Here is a 17,249-nt window from a genome sequence, read left to right on the forward strand (position 1 = left end):
TGTACCACCCGTTCCCTCACACGCTGGCGAGGTTGTCCGGGATGCACTCGGGTCCCACACCGAGCAGGGCGTCGACGGCCGCGCGCCCCTTGCCACCAGCCTCCGACACGAAGTGCGCGTAGCGATCCAGAGTGATCGTCGGGCTGGAGTGGCCGAGCCAACGGGCCAGCATGACTACGGATTCGCCCGCCTCGAGGATGATCGAGGCGAAGGTGTGCCGGGGCACGTGGAATCCGTCATTGCGGGACGCCTTATTGGGATGCCCCCCGGCTACAGCGAGGGCAAGCTTCCAGACCTCGTCGTTGACGATGTTCGCCCGCAGCCCGTTCCCGTACGTCGTCAGGACGAGCGGGAACGTCCGCTTCTCCCGCTCCGGCTCCGGCCCGCTCCACGGCAATTCGACCTGGAGGGCTGCCGTGGAAGAGCACAATGACGTTGCAGACACGGAGCGCCGTCTGCTCTCGTCTACACGTCCGCAATACGCTACGCTCCGGCCAGGCGACCACGCTCGCCGTTACGTCGGACCTGGGTTCCTCCCGCAGATGCCCAGGGTTGAGGGCGCAAAGTGCCGTCGGGCGCGCGTGATTGAAGACTGTCGTTCCTCCTATAGGGCGCAGTGAGCGGGAGCGCTGCTTTGTGCCCACCGGGAGCCAGACATGTCGCTCGACAGGGACATCGCCACACTCGCACGCCGTATTCAGCGTGAGTCTGGGGACATCACCCCCTTCCATCGAGCACGGTTGATCGCCGCGCGCGAGTTAGGCGGAATGCTCGTCCACACCATGGCACCCGCGGAGCGGGTCCCTCTCCGCGTCCAGTACACCGGAGAGAGCAAAGCCGCCGCCCGATCAGCGATCAGCAGCGACACCCACGGGCTGGGCTTGGACCATTGCTCAGACGCCCAGCGCGCCTTCCGGGCCCTGCTGGCGCTCGCACTTTTCAACGGCAACGTGTATACCGGTCCGACAGCGAGGTGGAACTACGCAGTAGTCGCCTCGTACGACCCTGTGATGTCGCCCCGCCAGGACCAGCTGGTGATGGTGGCAGAGCGTGCCCCAGAGAACGTGGCCACCCGGCTGCTGGCCACTAAGGAGGCCAGCTCACGCGGCGTTCCCGTACTACGACACGAGGTCAGCTACACCTGCCACGGCCAGCGTTCCCTATGCCTGCGCCACCTGCCCACCGGTGCGCTGCTGACGATCACCGGTGACCCGGCCGGATGTCGGCGCGGCAAGAAGCGCAGCCACGCGCCCCTGCACCCCTACCTCACGGTGGACCACAGCCTCACCGCGCACGAGCGCCGCGAACTGGCTGCGACCCCGCCGATCTCGGTGAACGCCACCACACTGCTGGCCGGCCTCGTCTCCCGCTACAACCTGGTGGACCGACGCGGTCGCTGGGCGACCAGTTTGTCCTGGGATCCCCTGGAGCGCTCTGAACCCGAGCACAGGAGGGAACCGGATGTGATGCGGCACGGTGCCGTACGCCGGCTCTGGGGCGCTGGTGATTCATGGGCGTTCCGCTGGACCGGCCATCCAGAACCCCGCGACCTGGCTCTGGCCCTGACCCACTGGGAGGCCGGAATCAAGGGCGCGGCATTTTCCCGCAACGGTGACTCCTACCGGGTGACGTTGGGCACCGCCTCGCTCGACCTGTGCGACGGGAAGGGCTGATCCGTGCCAGTCCTCACAGACCACCCAGGCTCCGTATCCGTGTTGGTGGCTGTCCTTGTCCTCGGAGTCCTCCGCTTCACCTTACCGAGGGACTCTCGCCATCGCCTGGAGCTGTGGAAAGCCGTCCTCGAACACCGACGTCAGCGCTGGCAAGTGATGGAGCGCCGCCGCAAGATTGTTAGGTCCGGCAAGACTGACCCCTCGGATGTTCCTGTTGGAGCTACGCGAGGCGGCGGTCATGGAGCAGCTCGCCCACCAGTCACACGGCAGCACCAGCTGTGAGAGAAGAGCCCCCAACCTACCCTCGACACTGAGGAATGATTACTCCCAGACGGCAGATTGATCATTTCAGAATGGATGGGCTACGGCGCTTGGCTCTCGGGTGATGACAAACTCTCCCGCCTCGATCTTGCGTGAGGGTCCAGCAGCTTTGTCGGAACTTGTCGCGCAGCAGGTCGTGGGCTGCGCGGATCCTGCCTGGGGAGAATGCACGGCAGCGGGCCGACCGGGTTCAGCACCTCCACCACCTCATCGAGGGGCGGCGCCCGGCGCAGTCGCTGCTCGCCGCACTCCACGGGAACAGGACATTCGGAACGCTTTGCGTATCCGCAGCGCGGCGCCCGCGGGAAGGCCTCGGCGCAGACTAGAGGACCGCGAGGGTCGGTAGACACTCGCGAAGGCATGGCCGACTTGCACCCTTACCTCCCGCTCGATCATGACGGTGCATCAGGTTCTGTCAGTGGGCACCGCTACAACCGAACTGGAGGTCCGCGAAGCGCGGACCGATAGGGAGGGGACGCAGCATGCCGAAGGTTCCGGACGGATACGTGCGCGTACGAAGTCACCTCCGCCGCAAGCCAGGGCCGAAGTCCGCCAAGGGGCTGAGCGTCTGGGCCGTGGCCGGCTTGTGTGCGGTGGTATGGCTCTGGGGTCAGATCTTCGGGTTCGGCGACAGCGACTCCGAGCAGCAGCCTGCCCCGAAGCCTGCCGTCTCCGCGCCGGCGGGCGGGCAGTGACAGCCCGACCGTGGCGAAGGCTCCAGTGGCGACCGCGCAGCACCATGGACGCCCTGGGTGCGGCAGCCGTGGCCCTCGCGGTCATGGTCGCCCTGGCGCAGGCCGCATCGAACCTGATGACGAGGGTCGCTGCGGCCTGGCCGCTGCTGGTCCTGGCCCTCTTCGCCTTGGCCGTCGCCGTGGCCGGCCTCCGGGTACGGGGCCACGGTCGGGATCGCGCGGACAGCGAACGGCTGGCTCGTCTGCGCATCACCCTGGCGGAGTTCGATGCGATGGACGACGGGCAGTTCGAGTACGCGCTGCGCGACCTTCTCGTCCGCGACGGCTGGGCGGCCAGGAAGGTGGGCCGGGCCGGGGACCAGGCCGCCGACGTGATCGGCGTCCGAACGCCCTTCGGGCGGATCGTGGTGCAGGCCAAACACACACGCGTCGGAGGCAAGGTCGGCTCATCGGTGATGTACCAGGTGAAGGGCACAGCGGGTCCCGTGCACAAGGCAGACCACGCTGTCATCATCACCAACGGCTCGTTCACCCACGACGCCATGGCTTGGGGCGACCGCCATGGCGTGCGGTGGGTGGACCGCGACCGGCTGGACCGTTGGGCCCACAAGGGCAGACCCCTGCACGAACTGCTCGCGCTGCCCACGAGAGGCTCCCGCTTGCCGTGGCGTCGAGCGGCATGACACACACTCCGCGACGCACCAACGAGAACGGGTGGCACAGCATGTGCTGTGCCACCCGTTCTCAGACAAGGACCAGGTTCTCTGCGACGAATTCAGGGACCACACCGAGCATTGCGTCGATCGCAGCTCGGCCCCTGCCACCCACCTCGGGCATGAAGTAGGCGTAGTGGTCGAGGGTGATGGTCGGGCTGGAGTGGCCGAGTCATCGGGCGAGGGTGACGACGGATTCGCCAGCTTCGAGGATGGCCGAGGCGTAGGTGTGCCGGAGCACGTGGAAGCCGTCCTTGCGGGAAGCCTTCCAGCTCTTCCCCTTCTCCCGCATGGGGATGAGCTCCCTCACCTACCTCGCCGCCCGCTCGACGGCTCGTGACCTGCCGCGGCAAACGCCGGGCCCTGGTCGCTCTGCAGCACTCGATCCTGATCGCCATCTGGCACATGCTCACCCACGACGTGCCCCACGCCGATCTCGGCGGCGACTACTTCCTCGAACTCACCGGCAAGACCCGAGCCACCCGCCGACTCGTGAACCAGCTGAAGCACCTCGGCTACGACGTCTCCCTACAACCCGCAGAAGCCTCCTGACCGGTACAGACGTCGATGACTGAGGTTCATTTCGTATCAGGTCGACACCAGGCTCGCCAAGCTTGACCTGGCCGGCTACTGCCCGCTGCGATCTCGCCGCCCGGACCAGGCCGGAGACGCTCTGCGACACGAGCACGAGCACGTTCTCGTGACGGCTCGGGTTCAACGCTTCTCCTTGTCTGCTCGGCAACTTGGACGACAGCGACCCGCCTCCGAAACCCTTCGGTGTCGTGGTGGCCATTCTCAGTCCGAGCGCGGGACTGCTGGCGACGTCGAGCGTGTGAAGGTGCGGCGGTAGGCAGTGGGGGTGGTGTCCAGTGCGCGCCGGAAGTGCAGCCGCAGGTTGGCTGCCGTGCCCAGCCCGCAGTCCCGCGCCACCTGTTCCACCGAGTGGTCCGTGGTTTCCAGCAGTTCCCGCGCCCTGCCGAGCCGGGCGTTGAGCAGCCACTGCAACGGGGTCGTGCCCGTCTCCTCGCTGAACCGGCGCATGAAGGTGCGCTGCGAGAGGCCCGCGTGCCGGGCAAGCACGCGCAGCGTGAGCGGCTCGCCGAGCCGGTCCAAGGCCCATCCACGGGTACCGGACAGCGACGCCTGACCGGCCACCGCGACGGGAGCCGGCACGTACTGGGCCTGCCCGCCGTCTCGGTGGGGGGCGGCGACCAGGCTGCGGGCGATCTGGTTGGCCGCCTCCGCGCCCAGGTCGCGGCGCACAATATGCAGGCACAGGTCGATGCCGCAGCACACCCCGGCCGAGGTGAGCACGTCGCCCTCGTCGACGTAGAGCACGTCGCGGTCGACCGTGACGGCCGGGAACCCCCGCTCGAACTCGTCGATGTGCTTCCAGTGGGTCGTGGCGTGCAGCCCGTCCAGTACGCCTGCCGCGGCCAGCGCGAACGCGCCCGTGCAGATCGACACCACACGCTTGCCCCGGTCGCGAGCTTCGGCCAGTGCATCGAGTACGGCGTCGGGCAACGGGAGGGTCGGTTCGAATCCCGGCACGATCACGGTGTCGGCGGTGCGCACCTGTTCCAGGCCCCCGTCGGCGACCAGTGCGAAGCCCGCGGTGGTGGCCACCTTCGCCTCCAGCGCGCACAGGGTCATCTCGTAGGGGGTTTCCGACCGGGTGGTGAAGATCTGTGTCGGGATCGCCAGGTCGAGTGGGGTGACCCCGTCCAGCGCCAGGACCGCGACTCGATGCACTGCCATGGCAGGATTCTAACGAAGTTGGGAAACTTTGCCTCTCACCAGGTCAGGGCGGTCGCGGCCAGGCTGAAGACATGACCGGACCTACTCACGAGGCGACCGCCGAACCGATCACGCTGCCCGGCACACCACTTGCCGACGCCGTCATGAACCTCATCCGACCGGTGGAAACGCCGTCCGTCTTCAACCACAGCATCCGCAGCTACCTGTTCGCCCGGCTGGTTGCCGGCCGCCTCGGCCTGACCGTCGGCCACGACTACCACGACGACCTGTTGTTCGCCGCGTGCGCGATGCACGACCTCGGCGTGGCCTCGGACGGCCCGCACAGCCAGCGGTTCGAGGTCGAAGGCGCCGACCGCGCCGCCGCATTCCTGATCGAGCACGGAGTACCCGCAGCCGACACCGACCAGGTCTGGCAAGCCATCGCCCTGCACACCTCCCCGGGCATCGCGGAACGCCGCGGCACGCTGTGCGTACTCGTCCGCGAAGGCGTCGCCCTCGACTTCGGCGGCCCACTGGGCGCCGACCACGTCGACGCCGTCACCGACGAGCAGGCCGACGCCGTGCACGCCGCCTATCCACGGCTGGACATGGTCCGCTCACTCACCGACGCGATCGTCGCGCAGGCCGCGAAAAACCCGAAGAACGCACCCCGGTACGCGATCCCCGGCGAATTACTCCGCGAACGCGAGACCTTCGGCCGGACCCGGCTGGAGCACGCCTGCCGTTCGTCCCGCTGGGGCAACTGACTCCACGACCCCGTCAACAAGGAAAAGGAAGCACCACAATGACCGTCCACACCGTCGAAGTCCCTGAGGACAACCCGGTCTTCGGGCAAACCACCAGCGCCTTCGCAAGCTTCGGCTATTCCGCCGCAGTCCGCGCGCACGGCCTGTTGTTCATCGCCGGAACGATCGGTCGCCGCGCCGACGGAACCATCCCGAACACCATCGAAGAGCAGACCGAGATCGCCATCTTGAAGATCGAAGAAATCCTTCGACTGGAGAACCTCGACACCTCCGCCCTCGTCGACGTCACCAGCTACCACGTCGACATCCGCCAGCACCTGCCCGGCTTCATCGAGGCCAAACAGCGCCTCGTCAAAGCGCCCTACCCGACCTGGACGATCATCGGGGTCAGCGGCCTCGCCAGCCCCGGACTCCTCGTCGAAATCCGCGCGACCGCCGCGTATCCCGACGCACCTCGGTAGACCGCCGCTCCCTGACCCAGGAGCCCGCCCGCACGTACGCCCCAGACCCCCCGGACGAAGAATCCCGCGGTGTGCTGGTGGGCCCGGCAGGTGGTGGAATCCACGCTCACCATCGACCAGTCGATGCGGCCCTCGGTATCCGCATCGGCCAGGACGGCCGCGTAGACCTCGTCCCGCGTGCCGTCCGCCGACCAACGCCTGTGCCGCTCGTATACCGTCCAGGGCGAGACGTCACATGATCCGCCGGACACGCCCTGGGCATGCGCCTTCCCCCGCTACGAGGCGAAAGGCGCATGCCCAGGGCGTGGCGGTCAGGCCGGGGAGTCCTCATTGGCGCAAGTCAGCCAGGTCCGTGTGATCGTCCTTGCCTCATCCGCCTGTTCCGGGGTGACGACGCCCTCCATGTCCGGGCCGCGCCCCAGGAAATCCCTGACACGTTCGCGCTCATCGGCGCTGACGACCCAGACGGACGAGGTGGAGGACCCGTCGTCGTGCCAGTCGAGCACGCTCAAGGTATGCCGATGGGTCATCGCGTCCTCCCAGCCCCTCGGTAACGGGATGCTCAGAGCGGCTTGACGTTCTCGGCCTGCAGCCCCTTCTGGCCCTGGGTGACGTCGTACTCCACCTTCTGGTTCTCTTCCAGGGAGCGGTACGAGCCCGGGCCTGCCTCGATCGCCGAGAAGTGGACGAAGACGTCGGCGCCGCCATCGTCCTGCTCGATAAAGCCGAATCCCTTTTCGGCGTTGAACCACTTGACCTTGCCTGTAGCCACGGCCCCTCCTGAGGGTGAGGGCGGCGTCCTGCTGATTCACCAGCGGAAATACCGGCAGAAAACGACTTCCGGTCCCACCATATCGCCGACGCCCCCACCCTGCGCGTCAGCGGAACTCCTGGCACAGGACCCGCCCCATGTCGCGGAACCCGGGCGTGTGCGCCAGCACCCACATGGCCGGCCGGTCCGTGCCCGGCATATCGGCGCCGCCCACCACACCGAGGCAGCGCAGCCCTCGTGCCGGCTCTCCCGGCAATGAACATGCCCAGCTGTTGATGCATCCACAAGGCGGGTTTGCGCGGAAGCACGGATCGCAGACCGCCCGCGTCACGGCATGAGAGTGCGTCAGAACCAGAGGAAGACGCCCGCGTGCACCGTCGACCGCCGGCCCGACCAGCACCTGGTCGTTGTTCTCCCCGGCCATCCCATCGCCTCGACGTACGAGGCGAGTTTCTCCTCTACGTTGCCTCCATACAGGCCGAACTGCGTCGAACTCAGGCCATCTGTTTGGGTGTTGCGCCACCGGGGCCCGTGGGGCCAAGGTGTGAGGCTCACTGCGTGTTGTCGATAGCGGTGTGCGACGGCAGGGGGCTGCTTTGAGGTCGGGAACAGCGTCGCCGGATGAGGGTGGGGTCGGCGTGGGCGCGGCCAGGGTGCGTGATGTGGTCCACGATGTCGTGGCGGAGGTGGCCGCTGAGGAGTTGCCCGTCGTGGACGCGCTGGCCGGGTTCGACGACGCGACTGTCTTACAGCGGTTACGACGGCGGAGCCGTCGGCGGGAGCCACTGGGCTTCGGTCTGGACGAGGTCGCGGTGTTGGTGACCCCGGTGGTGTGGCTAGGAGTGGACCAGGCAGCCAAGCGGATCGCGGACAGCGCGGTGGGTGGCGCGTCGAAGGGAGCGAAAGCTGTGCTGCGCAAGGTCTTGCGACGCCCGACCGCATCCACCGTGGTACCGCCGTTGACCCCCGCGCAGTTGGGCGAGGTGCGGCGGGCCATGCTGGAGATGGCCGCGCGGCGGGGCCTCGCGCAGGAGCAGGCGGTGGCAGTCGCCGACGCGGTGGTGGCCCGGCTGGCGGTGCCGGACGATGACCCGCCGGATCTCGGCGAACGCACGTCACCCGCGGGCGAAGGGTGACGAGCACGGCCCCCGCCCGGCCCAGGGTGGACGAGCGGGCGATGAGCGCGGGCACCACGATGCGGTTCGTCCTGCTGCTGGTGCTCATGGTGGTGGCCAGCAGCATGATGATCGTCGGGGTGCTGTCCGGCTTGAACAGGTCGAATGGGCTGGGCTGCCTGCTGGCCGCCGGGGCGGATCCCAACCAGGGCACAGTGGCGGCCACGTCGGCCAGCGTCATCACCCAGTCCGACGCGTACGACGCCTGCGAAGCACGCTTCAACTCGTCGCTACCGTGGTGGCTGGGCCTGGCGTGGCCGGTCCTGCTGCTGGTGGTGGCCGGCGTGCTGTTCGTCGGACTGCCGGCGTGGAAGACGCGGCGTGGCCGGGTCGTCCCGCTGGACCTGGTCGACCACGACGGCGAGTTCCGGCGGCAGCTGGCGGACCTGGTCGACGTGGCCGGCCTGGCCCGCACGCCACGGTTCGTCGTCGACCCCGCGGCGATCTCGGCCGGGGCGGTGGTGTTCGGCCGCGACCGGCGCGCCACGGTGTGCCTGCACGCAGGCCTGCTCGCCCGCAGGGCTGCCGACCCCGAGGGCTTCCGGGCCGTGCTGCTGCATGAACTGGCCCATGTCCGCAACCGCGATGTCACCATCGCCTACACCACGGTCGCCCTGTGGCGAGCGTTCCTCGTCCTGGCGCTCGCGCCCTACCTGGCCTGGACCGCCTACGGCCTCATCGACGGCCTGGGGTCGCCGTTCTGGCCCGGCCTGGGGCCGGTCGCGACCAGGAACCTGCTGCTGCCGGTGTTGCTGGTGCCGCTGGTGTACCTCGCGCGGGCGGATGTGCTGCGCAGCCGGGAAGTCTATGCGGACCTGGCCGCGGTGCGCTGGGGCGCGGACCCCCGGGGCTGGGCGATCCCGGTCGCCGACCGTGCCGGTGGCGCGTTGCGGCGGGCGGTCGGCTCGTTCGTCGAGTTGTGGCGAACCCACCCGCGATGGGATCTGCGCCGGGCGAGCCTGGACGACCCGGCGCAGTTGTTCGGCGCGAGCCCGCTGTCGATGTTCCTCACCGGGGCCGCCGCCATCGTGATCAACTCCCAGATGTGGGACTACCTGGGACAGTTCAACCTGGTGAGTGCCTGGACCTCCGGGGCGATCGCGTTGGTCGCAGCGGCGTTGGTCACCGCGGTGGCCGGGACCGTGTTATGCCGGGCCGTCGCCCACGCCATGGTCACCGGGAGCCGGGTGTCCTCCGGGGTGCGGGCCGGGCTGTGGTTGGGAGTCGGGATGGCGGTGGCGGAGTTCGGCGCCGACCGCGTCACGGTGTTGGAGTGGCTGCCCAACCAGCCCGAGGCGCTGCTGCTGCCGGTGCTCGCCGGTGTGGTGTTCGCATTGTGGACCACGCGGTGCGCCCAGTTGTGGCTGCGGGCGTGGCGGGGAGGCGGTAGCCGGACCGCGATGCTGATTGCCTTGGCCGGCGCCTTCCTGGTGTTGTCCGGGTGGTTCTCCTGGTGGCAGCAGACCGGCGTGGAGCTGGCCTTCCAATGGCCCTTCAACGTCTCAGCGATGCGCGACGCGCTGACGCAGGGGCAGCCGCCTGGGCAGGTCGCAGAGCACGCCGCCGCGCTGTCGGTGATCGCCGGGGTGTGGTCGGTGCTGGGCTCGACGGCGGAGCTGCCCCTGGTCCCAACTGCGGCAGCGGCGATGTGGGTTGTGCCCCTGCTCGCCCAGCTTGCCCGGCCGGCCGTCGGCGCGCCTCGATGGGCTCGCGGCGCCGTGCGGGACGACGCGGACGTGTCCGTGCCCTGGGAAGCGCCGCCGCCACTGCGTCGCGCCGTGTGGCCCGGTCTGGCGGGCGGGGCGGTGGGCTGGGCTGTGGTCGTCGGTGTGATGGCATGGACGCACACCTGGCAACCGCCGCTCGGGCTGCGCGGCGTCGAATACATGATCTTCGAGGGATGGGGGCTGGTGGCCCTGACGATGGCTGCGGCCGTCGCCGCGGCGGCCGCGAGCATCGCGGCCCGCGGCCACCGGCTGGCCTTGGCTCTCGTCGCGGCGGGGACGGCCGTGGTGACCGGGTACTGCGGGATGTTTGCGCTCACCTCGCTGGACGGGTGCGTCCCGTCGCTGGCCGTCCTGCAACCGTCCTGCCAATGGCGGCCCGTTGAGGCATGGCGGGACGCGCAGCCCATTCTGGGCACGGCCCTCGTGCTCGGCGCGGCCACCGCGGTCCTGGCTGCCGCCATCGGGGCGGCGGTCCGGACCTGGTGGCGGCGCGGCACCACACCCCAGCAGGCCGCAGCCCCCGCAGGTGTGACGGGCACGCGGCTGGCCGTCCGCTGTGCCGGAGTCGGCTTGCTCTGCGCCACCGCCGTGGGCATCGCCGTGGCCCAGGAAGCACTCCACACGGGGCAACCCTCGCCGGCGCCCGCCGACGCCCACGCGCAACTGCCCGCCCCGGTCGACCAGGCGTCGGCCCCACCCCAGATCAAGAAACTGCAAGTGGCCGCGTGGTGGAAGTACGGCGGCCATGATCTCGCCGGCTACCGTCTCGGCCGGATCATGGGCGGCATGGGCAAGGTGCTGCAGGACGCCGCGACATCCGCTGACCCGGACAACCCCGATGGCGTTCTGTCCAGGCTGCGCCCGCTGTGCGCGGACCTCGGCCAACTCACCCGGGAAGCCCACGGTTATTTCCGCGTCCCCGACCCGCAGGCGCAACGACTGTGGACGGCATTCCTCACGCAGGCCGACAAAGGCAGCGCGGACTGCCTGGCGGCGCTGGACCAGCGCAACCGCAAGCTGTTGAACTCGGCCTCCCAACAGGAGATCCTCCACGCGGGCGCCATCGGCGCGCGGGTCGCGACCTGGATCTCCACGGTGGTCTCCGGTGACGGCTCGGCGAAGCCGCCCGGTCCGGCTGAGCCCGACGGCGGGGCCGCCGCGCTCAGCGCCGCGGTCAAGAAGGCCATGGCAGGCAAGGGCAGCGTCAAGCTCACCGCGCAGGTGAGCATGGGCAGCGTGAGGACGACCGGCGAGGAATGCCTGATGCGCCTGCGGTCTGCCGCGGTCGCCATGGACTGCTCTGTGGTCACCAGCGCACAGGGCACACAGTGGACGGCCCGCATGATCGTGCTGCCCGAAAGTGCCTACCTCTCTATGCCAGACATGCTGCGGCTGCCCGGCGGCAAGCCGTGGGCCAAGCTCGGAGCGGACAGCAAGAACCCGATGTCCGCGATGCTGGCCGAGTCGATGAAGCGGCTGCAGCACTCCGTGGATGCGGACGCAACGGTGCCGCCGGGCGCACAGATCGTCGGCACAGCGAGAGAACAGGTTGACGGGAAGCCGACCACCCGCACCGACATCGCCTACGACGTGCGGGCCGCAGCGGACGCCGCCACCAGCGACGTGGTCAAGCAGTCCCTCCTGGCACTGGCGCAATCCGGCGTCAGCACGGTGACCAGCCAGATATGGGTGGACGAGGCCAACCTGCCCGTGCAGAACGCCAGCACGGTGACACTGCCGCAGTACGGCCCGATGGCCACCAAGGTGAAGTACACCGACTGGGGCGTGCCGGCGGACATCCAGGCGCCGCCGGCCGACCAGGTGGGTTCCATGCCGGGCGGCTAGCTAGCGGAGGGTGTAGCCGCCGTCGGGGTAGAGCGTCGAGCCGGTCATGAAGGTGTTGGTGAACAGGAAGAGCACGGTGTCGGCGATTTCGCGTTCGGTGCCGGGCCGGTGCAGCAGGGCGTCCCGGCTGTACTGCGCGAAGCTTTCTTCCCGGGCCTCGGCGGGGCGTTGTGCCCAGAGGCTGCCGTCGACGGTGCCGGGTGAGACGACGTTGACACGGACAGGCGCGAGTTCCACTGCGAGTCCGCGTCCGAGTCCCTCGACCGCGGCGTTGCAGGCCACGTAGGCGGGCGCGGCGGCCGGAGGACGGACACTCGCGGCGCCGGACATCAGCACGATGGAGGCATCCGCTGTCAGCTTCGCGGCCGCATGCTTGACGGTGTGGTACTGCCCCCAGAACTTCGACACGAAGGGGCTGGCAGCCTGACTGTCGGTCAACTCCCGCATGGGGCCGACCTGGTAGGAGGCGGCCGGGGTGAAGAGATGGTCGATGCGGTCGATGTCTGCGAAGAAAGCTGCCAGTGATTCCTGGTCGGTGGTGTCGACCACGCCCCAGTCGGCTCGTTCCCCGAGCGATTGTGCGGCTGCTGCCAGCTTCCCGGCGTTGCGTCCGCCGATCGTGACGAGCGCGCCGCCGGCGATGGCCAGGCGAGCAACTTCCAGGCCGATGCCCGAGCCGCCGCCGACGATGACGACACGGCGGCCGGTGAGCGGGGTAGTGGGGGCGGTGGACATGTGGTGCGCCTTTCGGTGGGATGCGAACGCTGTCTGCCCGAACCCCACCGGTGATCGATTCATTCCGGAGCGGCAGTACTGTCCATCAGCGTGCCACTGCCGTCCTGCAGCCGTGCTATCGGATGCGGTGCATGGGTTGCTGCCCCGCCGTCCTTCTGTCCTGTGCGGGCCGGGCGGGTTTGCACCCCGCGGGCTGAGAGCCGACCGTCATAACCGAATCGTCGAACGAGTCCGGGCAGCCGCGGCTGCCCGGACACCAGCGTTCCCAGAGGTGAGGAGGGCATTGTCACCGCCAGTGCGACGACGGCCGACAACTTGCAAGTCGCGGTGGTGGGCCAGTTCGTCGACTTGTGAACGCGGGCAGCAAGGCGGCCGGGGAGAGGGAATCCGGTGGGTGACTCTCACCGCGGTTCGGGTCGCTCCCGAGCCGTCGGTACCGTGCCGATGATGTTGTCCTCGCGGTCCAGCCATACGTGTTGTCCGTCGCGGGTCACCGTGAGCCCGGCGCGGTCGCGTTCCGGGCGGCCGTTGTCCACCCACTTCCGGTAGGCGGCTTCGACCTCGTCCCACAGCCGTCGGGGCCCGTACTGCTCGACCTCATAGGCGGCCTGCCCCGGGACGTACTCGGCGGTGGCCCAGGAAGCGTGGTCGGCGGAGAACAGCCAGAGGGTGGCTTCCTCGGAGCCGTCGTCGGCCTCGCCGACGTGGTGCCAGGCGTCACGGACGGCGGTGTCGATCCAGAAGAGGGCGTCGGCGTCGCCGCTGATGTCGCGGGGGGACACGTCAGTGCGGCCGGGGGTGGCGTCGTCCTCATGGTGGTAGAAGTCGCGCAGCCGTCCCCCTTGGGCGGGTTGGGTGCGGGTGCGCATGAAGGCGGGGTAGCCGACGAAGCGCCCGGAGGCCCGGCCATCGCGCACGTCGAGGACTGCGAAGCTGTAGTGGTGGATTCCTCCACCCCACGGGGCGACGATGCGGCCGCTCTCGGTGGCCTGCTCGACCCAGGCGTAGGGGATGTCCGCGACAGTGAACGTCGCGATCACCCGGTTGTACGGACCGCCGTCCGGTGAGCCGTCTTCGGCGTTCCCGCACAGGACCCGCGGGGTGAACCCGGCCCGGTTCAAGTTAGTTTCGGCCTGTTTGGTGATGCCCGGGTCGACGTCCATGGTCGTCACGCGCTCGGATCCGAGGCGATGACAGAGCCAGGCCGCGTTGTAGCCGGTGCCGGCGCCCGCCTCGAAGACGGTGTTGCCCTCGTGGACGTCGAGGAGCTCGAGCATCTGGAGCATGACCGTCGGCATGGAGCTGGACGAGGTCGGAAATTCGTAGACGTCCTCGCCGAGATCCTGGCCCTGATTGATCTGGGTGACCAGAGGGAGGTCGGCGTAGACGGCCCAGGCCCACCGCTTCGGGTCGCGATTGCGGTCGAAGGTACGGTCGTTGGCCTCGAAGGTGTCGGGAAGAAAGTGCTCCCGCCACACCTGGGCGACGGAGCCGGCCCAGGGCGATGCAGGCGGGAGCGATCCCTTGTGCGTGAGGATCTGAACGAGTCGCTCGGGAGTACTCATCTACCGGGTTTCTTCTTCGGCGGGTCGGTCACGGGCCTTTTCCACTGCCCGTCGCTCTCACGGGGCGACTGCTGCTTGTCGCCTTCCTCGCCGCCTTTGCCGTCACCGTGCTTGCCCACGTGGCTGCGCCTCCTTCTGCGGGTCGGAGCAGTGATGGCAGCACGGTAGTGCGGAACCAGATGTTTGCAGGCGGTGTTTGCTCACAACGACCGGGAGCCCACCCACAGTTCGGGGAGAGTGATGAGTCAAGAACTGTGGATCGTTCACGTTATTGCTTGATCCTTCGGTGCCATCGGATCTCGTCTTCGTGCCATTCGTGGGTGGGTATGAGCCCTGCGGCAGTGGCGACGGCGGCGGATGCCCGGTGTTCGGGGTGGATGTGGGCGATGACGGTGTGCACCGGCTGCCGGCCGAGCCAGTCGACGAGTCCTCGGGCCGCTTCGGTGGCGATGCCTCTCCCCTGCCACGGGATCCCCACCACCCAGGCGATCTCGGCGACATGGTCGTGGCCGTGGCCGTGGCCGGAGGGGCTGACCGTCGCCTGGACGGTGCCTGTCAGACAGGACTCGTCACGGAGCCGGATCACCCAGTTCAGCCAGGAGACGGCCGGGTCGGGAGAGCCTGCGGTCACACGCTGATAGCGCGAGCGCAGAGCTTGCGGGGTGTCCGGAGTGCCGCCGATGAAGGCGTGCAGGACCGGGTCGGACAGGACGGCGGCCATCTCCTCGGCGTGCTCGACGTGCAGCGGCAGCAGGTCCAGCCGCCTGGTGCTGATGGCCTGGGATGCGAAGTTGCTCATGTCGCGGCCGCCTCGGGGCGTTCGACGAACCGGCCGAGTTCGGAGCCGGCGCCGCAGATGACCTTGGTCCGCAGCCGGACAGTGGTGAACGTCGACCCGATGGGGTTCGCGTCCTCGTTGGCTACCGTGAGCACGGGCGTGCCTTCCCGACCGACACAGCAACGCCGGCCTCTACAGGTCATCTCATTTGACGTATCCGACAGACTGCCAGCCGCCGCCGACACGGTGACCGGGACGTGCCGGCCGCGATCGTGTACGTAGCCGCGGCGGGCTGTACAAGGGCTTACAGCACCCGGTCCGCCCGCGGCAGTCGACGGACCGCCCACGCCAACCCCCAGCACAGCGGCAACGCCAGCGCCCCCGTGATGGCGAACTTCACCACCGCCGGCGCGTCCAGCCACCGGAAACCATGGCCCAGCCCCACCAGCACCACCGGATGCGTGAGATACACCGCGAACGCGTGCCGCGAGAGGAACACGCTCCGCGGCCCCTGCCGACCGAGCCGCTCCCGGAAGAGCACGGCCAGCCCGATCACCATCCCGATCGCGAACACCGACTCCCACCCCGCCGCAGCGAGCGACTGCCACGTCCCCCGGCCGTCCAGCGCCCGCTGCGGGGACAGGATCGCCACCGGGGCGTACCCGGCCGTCGCCGCGGCGGCGACGGCGAAGCCGAGGCGCCCCGCGCGGCGGGAGAGCGATGCCGCCCATCCCCGCCGCCACGCCAGCACTCCCAATGCGAAGAAACTCGCGTACTGCGGCAGGTAGTTGGGCGTCGGCAGACCGAGCACAGGGACGTACGTCCCAGCGGGGACGGCAATCCGCCACGCATAGGTGGCGACCGTCAGTCCGGCCCCGAACGCCACCACCGACCGCCCCCGCAGCACCCCCGTGACCGCGGGGACGGACGGCCGGCGCCGCCGTACCCGGACGTACACCACTGCGAGCAGCAGCAGCACCTCCACGAACCACATCGGGCCCGCGTCCCACGTCACCAGGTAGAACACCCAGTAGGGCAGCCCGTGTCCCGACTCCGCGAACATCTCCCGCACGGCGCCGAAGGAGTCGAAGTTCACCATCGGCCGGATCAGCAGCAAAAAGGCCAGCAGCGGGATCCCCAGCCGCTTCCAGCGGTCCCGCAGGAAGGGCCGCGGGCCCTTCCGTCCGTACGAGCCCGGCGTGAAGTAACCGGCGATCATGAAGAAGAACCCCATGAAGAACGCCTGGTTGAGGATGACGAAGACGTCCAGGACCTTCCCGGACGGATCCTCGGCCTTCTCCGTGTAGTACCAGACCGGGAAGTCCCCATAGGTCACGGCCACATGGTGCAGCACCACCAGCACCGTCAGCGCGACCCGCAGGTTGTCCACATACGGCAACCGCTCGTCCCGCCCCGTCCCCGCCGACACCTCAGGCGCCGCCGACAACTCCGTCATCACACATCCCCCGTCCCCCGCATCGCATGCAGGAACAGATCCGCCAACTCCCCGGCGTGCGCCTCCAGATCGTGATCGGGATGCACGCCCCAGTAGGCGAACATCGCGTCGATCCCGGACTGGAGGGTCACCGCCATCACCCGCACGTCGAACGCACGGAACGCCCCGCTCTCCTGCCCCTCCCGGAACGTCTCCTCCAGGAACCGGTACAACGGCTCGCTCGATGCCACCCCGTAGCGCAACGCCCCTTCCGCGTCACGTACGTTGTTGAACACCTCCCCCAGCGCCTCCAGCTGGACCCGGTGATCCCGCATGTACTCGGCCAGCGACTCCACATAAGTGCGCAGCCGCTCCGCCACATCCGGCTGCGCCGTCAGCCGCGGTGCCAGGAACGCCCCCAGCCGCTCGTAGACCTGTTCCACCAGGCGTTCGAGCAGTTCCTCCTTCCCCGCGAAGTGGTACGAGATCACCCCCTTGCTGATCCCCGCCCGCTGCGCGATCCGCGCCAATGACGCCTTGGCGAAACCGTGTTCGGCGAGCGTCTCCACCGCGGCGTCGATGATCTGCGCCCGCCGTGCCTGCTCGATGAAGGAACGCTCCGCGTCCGACTTCGTTTGACCATCAGGTTGATTTTCTGACCGCACGGCCAAAATTTTAGGCACGCGGCCAGACGGATGTCCACAGGCAGATGTCCACAGCCGGACGGCACAGGATCCGCACTCCGGGCCGGGCGGGGCCTCACTACTCGTGAAGTTCCGGCTGGGGGGTTCCGGGCCGGCTGGAACTTCGGTGAGACCACGGAGGACTTCGCGGTCTCCTACGAAGTCGC

At 68.8% G+C, this 17,249-nt stretch carries 18 protein-coding genes and 3 pseudogenes; 8 read left to right on the forward strand and 13 right to left on the reverse strand.

Features of this window, described 5'->3' with window-relative positions; translation table 11 throughout:
* Positions 1 to 16: 16 nt before the first annotated feature.
* Entirely contained in the window at positions 17 to 445 is a 429-nt protein-coding gene (locus ACWD4B_RS12575) for an integrase (RefSeq protein ID WP_451420743.1), read from the reverse strand.
* A gap of 211 nt (positions 446 to 656) precedes the next feature.
* Between ACWD4B_RS12575 and ACWD4B_RS12580 the strand changes: the two genes are divergently transcribed.
* The 3 genes from ACWD4B_RS12580 (at position 657) to ACWD4B_RS12590 (ending at position 3,372) form a co-directional block, all read left to right on the forward strand.
* The gene (locus tag ACWD4B_RS12580) at positions 657 to 1,673 is read left to right on the forward strand and encodes a hypothetical protein (protein ID WP_451420744.1); all 1,017 of its coding nucleotides are present in this window, start codon (positions 657 to 659) and stop codon (positions 1,671 to 1,673) included.
* An 803-nt stretch (positions 1,674 to 2,476) separates the two neighbouring features.
* Positions 2,477 to 2,689: a hypothetical protein gene (locus tag ACWD4B_RS12585; RefSeq protein ID WP_451420745.1), complete on the forward strand. Its 213-nt coding sequence runs from the start codon at positions 2,477 to 2,479 to the stop codon at positions 2,687 to 2,689.
* 44 nt (positions 2,690 to 2,733) lie between these two features.
* Positions 2,734 to 3,372 (forward strand): restriction endonuclease, encoded by a 639-nt coding sequence (locus ACWD4B_RS12590; protein WP_451420746.1) that lies wholly within the window; start codon positions 2,734 to 2,736, stop codon positions 3,370 to 3,372.
* Positions 3,373 to 3,433: 61 nt separating this feature from the next.
* Here ACWD4B_RS12590 and ACWD4B_RS12595 read toward each other — a convergent pair.
* Positions 3,434 to 3,703, reverse strand: a pseudogene (locus ACWD4B_RS12595) (tyrosine-type recombinase/integrase); the annotation flags it as partial.
* A gap of 7 nt (positions 3,704 to 3,710) precedes the next feature.
* Here ACWD4B_RS12595 and ACWD4B_RS12600 point away from each other — a divergent pair.
* Positions 3,711 to 3,954 (forward strand): annotated as a pseudogene (locus ACWD4B_RS12600) (IS110 family transposase); the annotation flags it as partial.
* A gap of 243 nt (positions 3,955 to 4,197) precedes the next feature.
* Here ACWD4B_RS12600 and ACWD4B_RS12605 read toward each other — a convergent pair.
* Entirely contained in the window at positions 4,198 to 5,160 is a 963-nt protein-coding gene (locus ACWD4B_RS12605) for a GlxA family transcriptional regulator (RefSeq protein WP_451420747.1), read from the reverse strand.
* Between the two features lie 71 nt (positions 5,161 to 5,231).
* On the opposite strand from ACWD4B_RS12605, the gene ACWD4B_RS12610 reads away from it, so the two are divergent.
* Entirely contained in the window at positions 5,232 to 5,906 is a 675-nt protein-coding gene (locus tag ACWD4B_RS12610; RefSeq protein WP_451420748.1) for an HD domain-containing protein, read from the forward strand.
* Between the two features lie 38 nt (positions 5,907 to 5,944).
* Positions 5,945 to 6,367 (forward strand): Rid family hydrolase, encoded by a 423-nt coding sequence (locus ACWD4B_RS12615; protein ID WP_451420749.1) that lies wholly within the window; start codon positions 5,945 to 5,947, stop codon positions 6,365 to 6,367.
* Between the two features lie 62 nt (positions 6,368 to 6,429).
* Here ACWD4B_RS12615 and ACWD4B_RS12620 read toward each other — a convergent pair.
* The 3 genes and pseudogenes from ACWD4B_RS12620 to ACWD4B_RS12630 all read right to left on the reverse strand — a co-directional run.
* Positions 6,430 to 6,585 (reverse strand): annotated as a pseudogene (locus ACWD4B_RS12620) (IS5/IS1182 family transposase); the annotation flags it as partial.
* Between the two features lie 93 nt (positions 6,586 to 6,678).
* Positions 6,679 to 6,897, reverse strand: coding sequence for a hypothetical protein (locus ACWD4B_RS12625; protein WP_451420750.1), 219 nt, complete (start codon positions 6,895 to 6,897; stop codon positions 6,679 to 6,681).
* A gap of 32 nt (positions 6,898 to 6,929) precedes the next feature.
* A complete protein-coding gene (locus ACWD4B_RS12630) occupies positions 6,930 to 7,139 on the reverse strand; it encodes a cold-shock protein (protein ID WP_451420751.1) in 210 nt (69 codons plus the stop codon).
* Positions 7,140 to 7,777: 638 nt separating this feature from the next.
* Between ACWD4B_RS12630 and ACWD4B_RS12635 the strand changes: the two genes are divergently transcribed.
* Positions 7,778 to 8,275, forward strand: coding sequence for a hypothetical protein (locus ACWD4B_RS12635; protein WP_451420752.1), 498 nt, complete (start codon positions 7,778 to 7,780; stop codon positions 8,273 to 8,275).
* Positions 8,272 to 11,886, forward strand: a complete 3,615-nt coding sequence (locus ACWD4B_RS12640) for a M48 family metallopeptidase (protein WP_451420753.1) — start codon at positions 8,272 to 8,274, stop codon at positions 11,884 to 11,886. Before ACWD4B_RS12635 ends, ACWD4B_RS12640 begins: the two co-directional genes overlap by 4 nt.
* Here ACWD4B_RS12640 and ACWD4B_RS12645 read toward each other — a convergent pair whose 3' ends face one another.
* From ACWD4B_RS12645 to ACWD4B_RS12675, 7 genes are all read right to left on the reverse strand, one after another.
* Positions 11,887 to 12,621, reverse strand: coding sequence for an SDR family oxidoreductase (locus tag ACWD4B_RS12645; RefSeq protein ID WP_451420754.1), 735 nt, complete (start codon positions 12,619 to 12,621; stop codon positions 11,887 to 11,889).
* A gap of 401 nt (positions 12,622 to 13,022) precedes the next feature.
* Complete coding sequence (locus ACWD4B_RS12650; RefSeq protein ID WP_451420755.1) at positions 13,023 to 14,186, reverse strand: methyltransferase domain-containing protein; 1,164 nt, start codon at positions 14,184 to 14,186, stop codon at positions 13,023 to 13,025.
* On the reverse strand, positions 14,183 to 14,305 hold the full coding sequence (locus tag ACWD4B_RS12655) for a hypothetical protein (RefSeq protein WP_336414489.1): 123 nt from the start codon (positions 14,303 to 14,305) through the stop codon (positions 14,183 to 14,185). Before ACWD4B_RS12655 ends, ACWD4B_RS12650 begins: the two co-directional genes overlap by 4 nt.
* A 149-nt stretch (positions 14,306 to 14,454) precedes the next feature.
* Entirely contained in the window at positions 14,455 to 14,985 is a 531-nt protein-coding gene (locus ACWD4B_RS12660; RefSeq protein ID WP_451420756.1) for a GNAT family N-acetyltransferase, read from the reverse strand.
* On the reverse strand, positions 14,982 to 15,119 hold the full coding sequence (locus ACWD4B_RS12665) for a hypothetical protein (RefSeq protein WP_451420757.1): 138 nt from the start codon (positions 15,117 to 15,119) through the stop codon (positions 14,982 to 14,984). Before ACWD4B_RS12665 ends, ACWD4B_RS12660 begins: the two co-directional genes overlap by 4 nt.
* 149 nt (positions 15,120 to 15,268) lie before the next feature.
* On the reverse strand, positions 15,269 to 16,420 hold the full coding sequence (locus ACWD4B_RS12670; protein ID WP_451420758.1) for an acyltransferase family protein: 1,152 nt from the start codon (positions 16,418 to 16,420) through the stop codon (positions 15,269 to 15,271).
* On the reverse strand, positions 16,420 to 17,064 hold the full coding sequence (locus tag ACWD4B_RS12675) for a TetR/AcrR family transcriptional regulator (RefSeq protein ID WP_451420759.1): 645 nt from the start codon (positions 17,062 to 17,064) through the stop codon (positions 16,420 to 16,422). Before ACWD4B_RS12675 ends, ACWD4B_RS12670 begins: the two co-directional genes overlap by 1 nt.
* Between the last annotated feature and the right edge of the window lie 185 nt (positions 17,065 to 17,249).

Source organism: Streptomyces sp. NPDC002536, assembly GCF_053594995.1.

What these genes read in the sequence shown, in the direction of transcription:
- ACWD4B_RS12670 (WP_451420758.1), bottom strand. Translation starts at nt 16,420, where the DNA reads ATGACGGAGTTGTCGGCGGCGCCTGAGGTGTCGGCGGGGACGGGGCGG.
- ACWD4B_RS12645 (WP_451420754.1), bottom strand. Translation starts at nt 12,621, where the DNA reads ATGTCCACCGCCCCCACTACCCCGCTCACCGGCCGCCGTGTCGTCATC.
- ACWD4B_RS12580 (WP_451420744.1), top strand. Translation starts at nt 657, where the DNA reads ATGTCGCTCGACAGGGACATCGCCACACTCGCACGCCGTATTCAGCGT.
- ACWD4B_RS12585 (WP_451420745.1), top strand. Translation starts at nt 2,477, where the DNA reads ATGCCGAAGGTTCCGGACGGATACGTGCGCGTACGAAGTCACCTCCGC.
- ACWD4B_RS12610 (WP_451420748.1), top strand. Translation starts at nt 5,232, where the DNA reads ATGACCGGACCTACTCACGAGGCGACCGCCGAACCGATCACGCTGCCC.
- ACWD4B_RS12650 (WP_451420755.1), bottom strand. Translation starts at nt 14,186, where the DNA reads ATGAGTACTCCCGAGCGACTCGTTCAGATCCTCACGCACAAGGGATCG.
- ACWD4B_RS12660 (WP_451420756.1), bottom strand. Translation starts at nt 14,985, where the DNA reads ATGAGCAACTTCGCATCCCAGGCCATCAGCACCAGGCGGCTGGACCTG.
- ACWD4B_RS12625 (WP_451420750.1), bottom strand. Translation starts at nt 6,897, where the DNA reads ATGACCCATCGGCATACCTTGAGCGTGCTCGACTGGCACGACGACGGG.
- ACWD4B_RS12590 (WP_451420746.1), top strand. Translation starts at nt 2,734, where the DNA reads ATGGACGCCCTGGGTGCGGCAGCCGTGGCCCTCGCGGTCATGGTCGCC.
- ACWD4B_RS12615 (WP_451420749.1), top strand. Translation starts at nt 5,945, where the DNA reads ATGACCGTCCACACCGTCGAAGTCCCTGAGGACAACCCGGTCTTCGGG.
- ACWD4B_RS12605 (WP_451420747.1), bottom strand. Translation starts at nt 5,160, where the DNA reads ATGGCAGTGCATCGAGTCGCGGTCCTGGCGCTGGACGGGGTCACCCCA.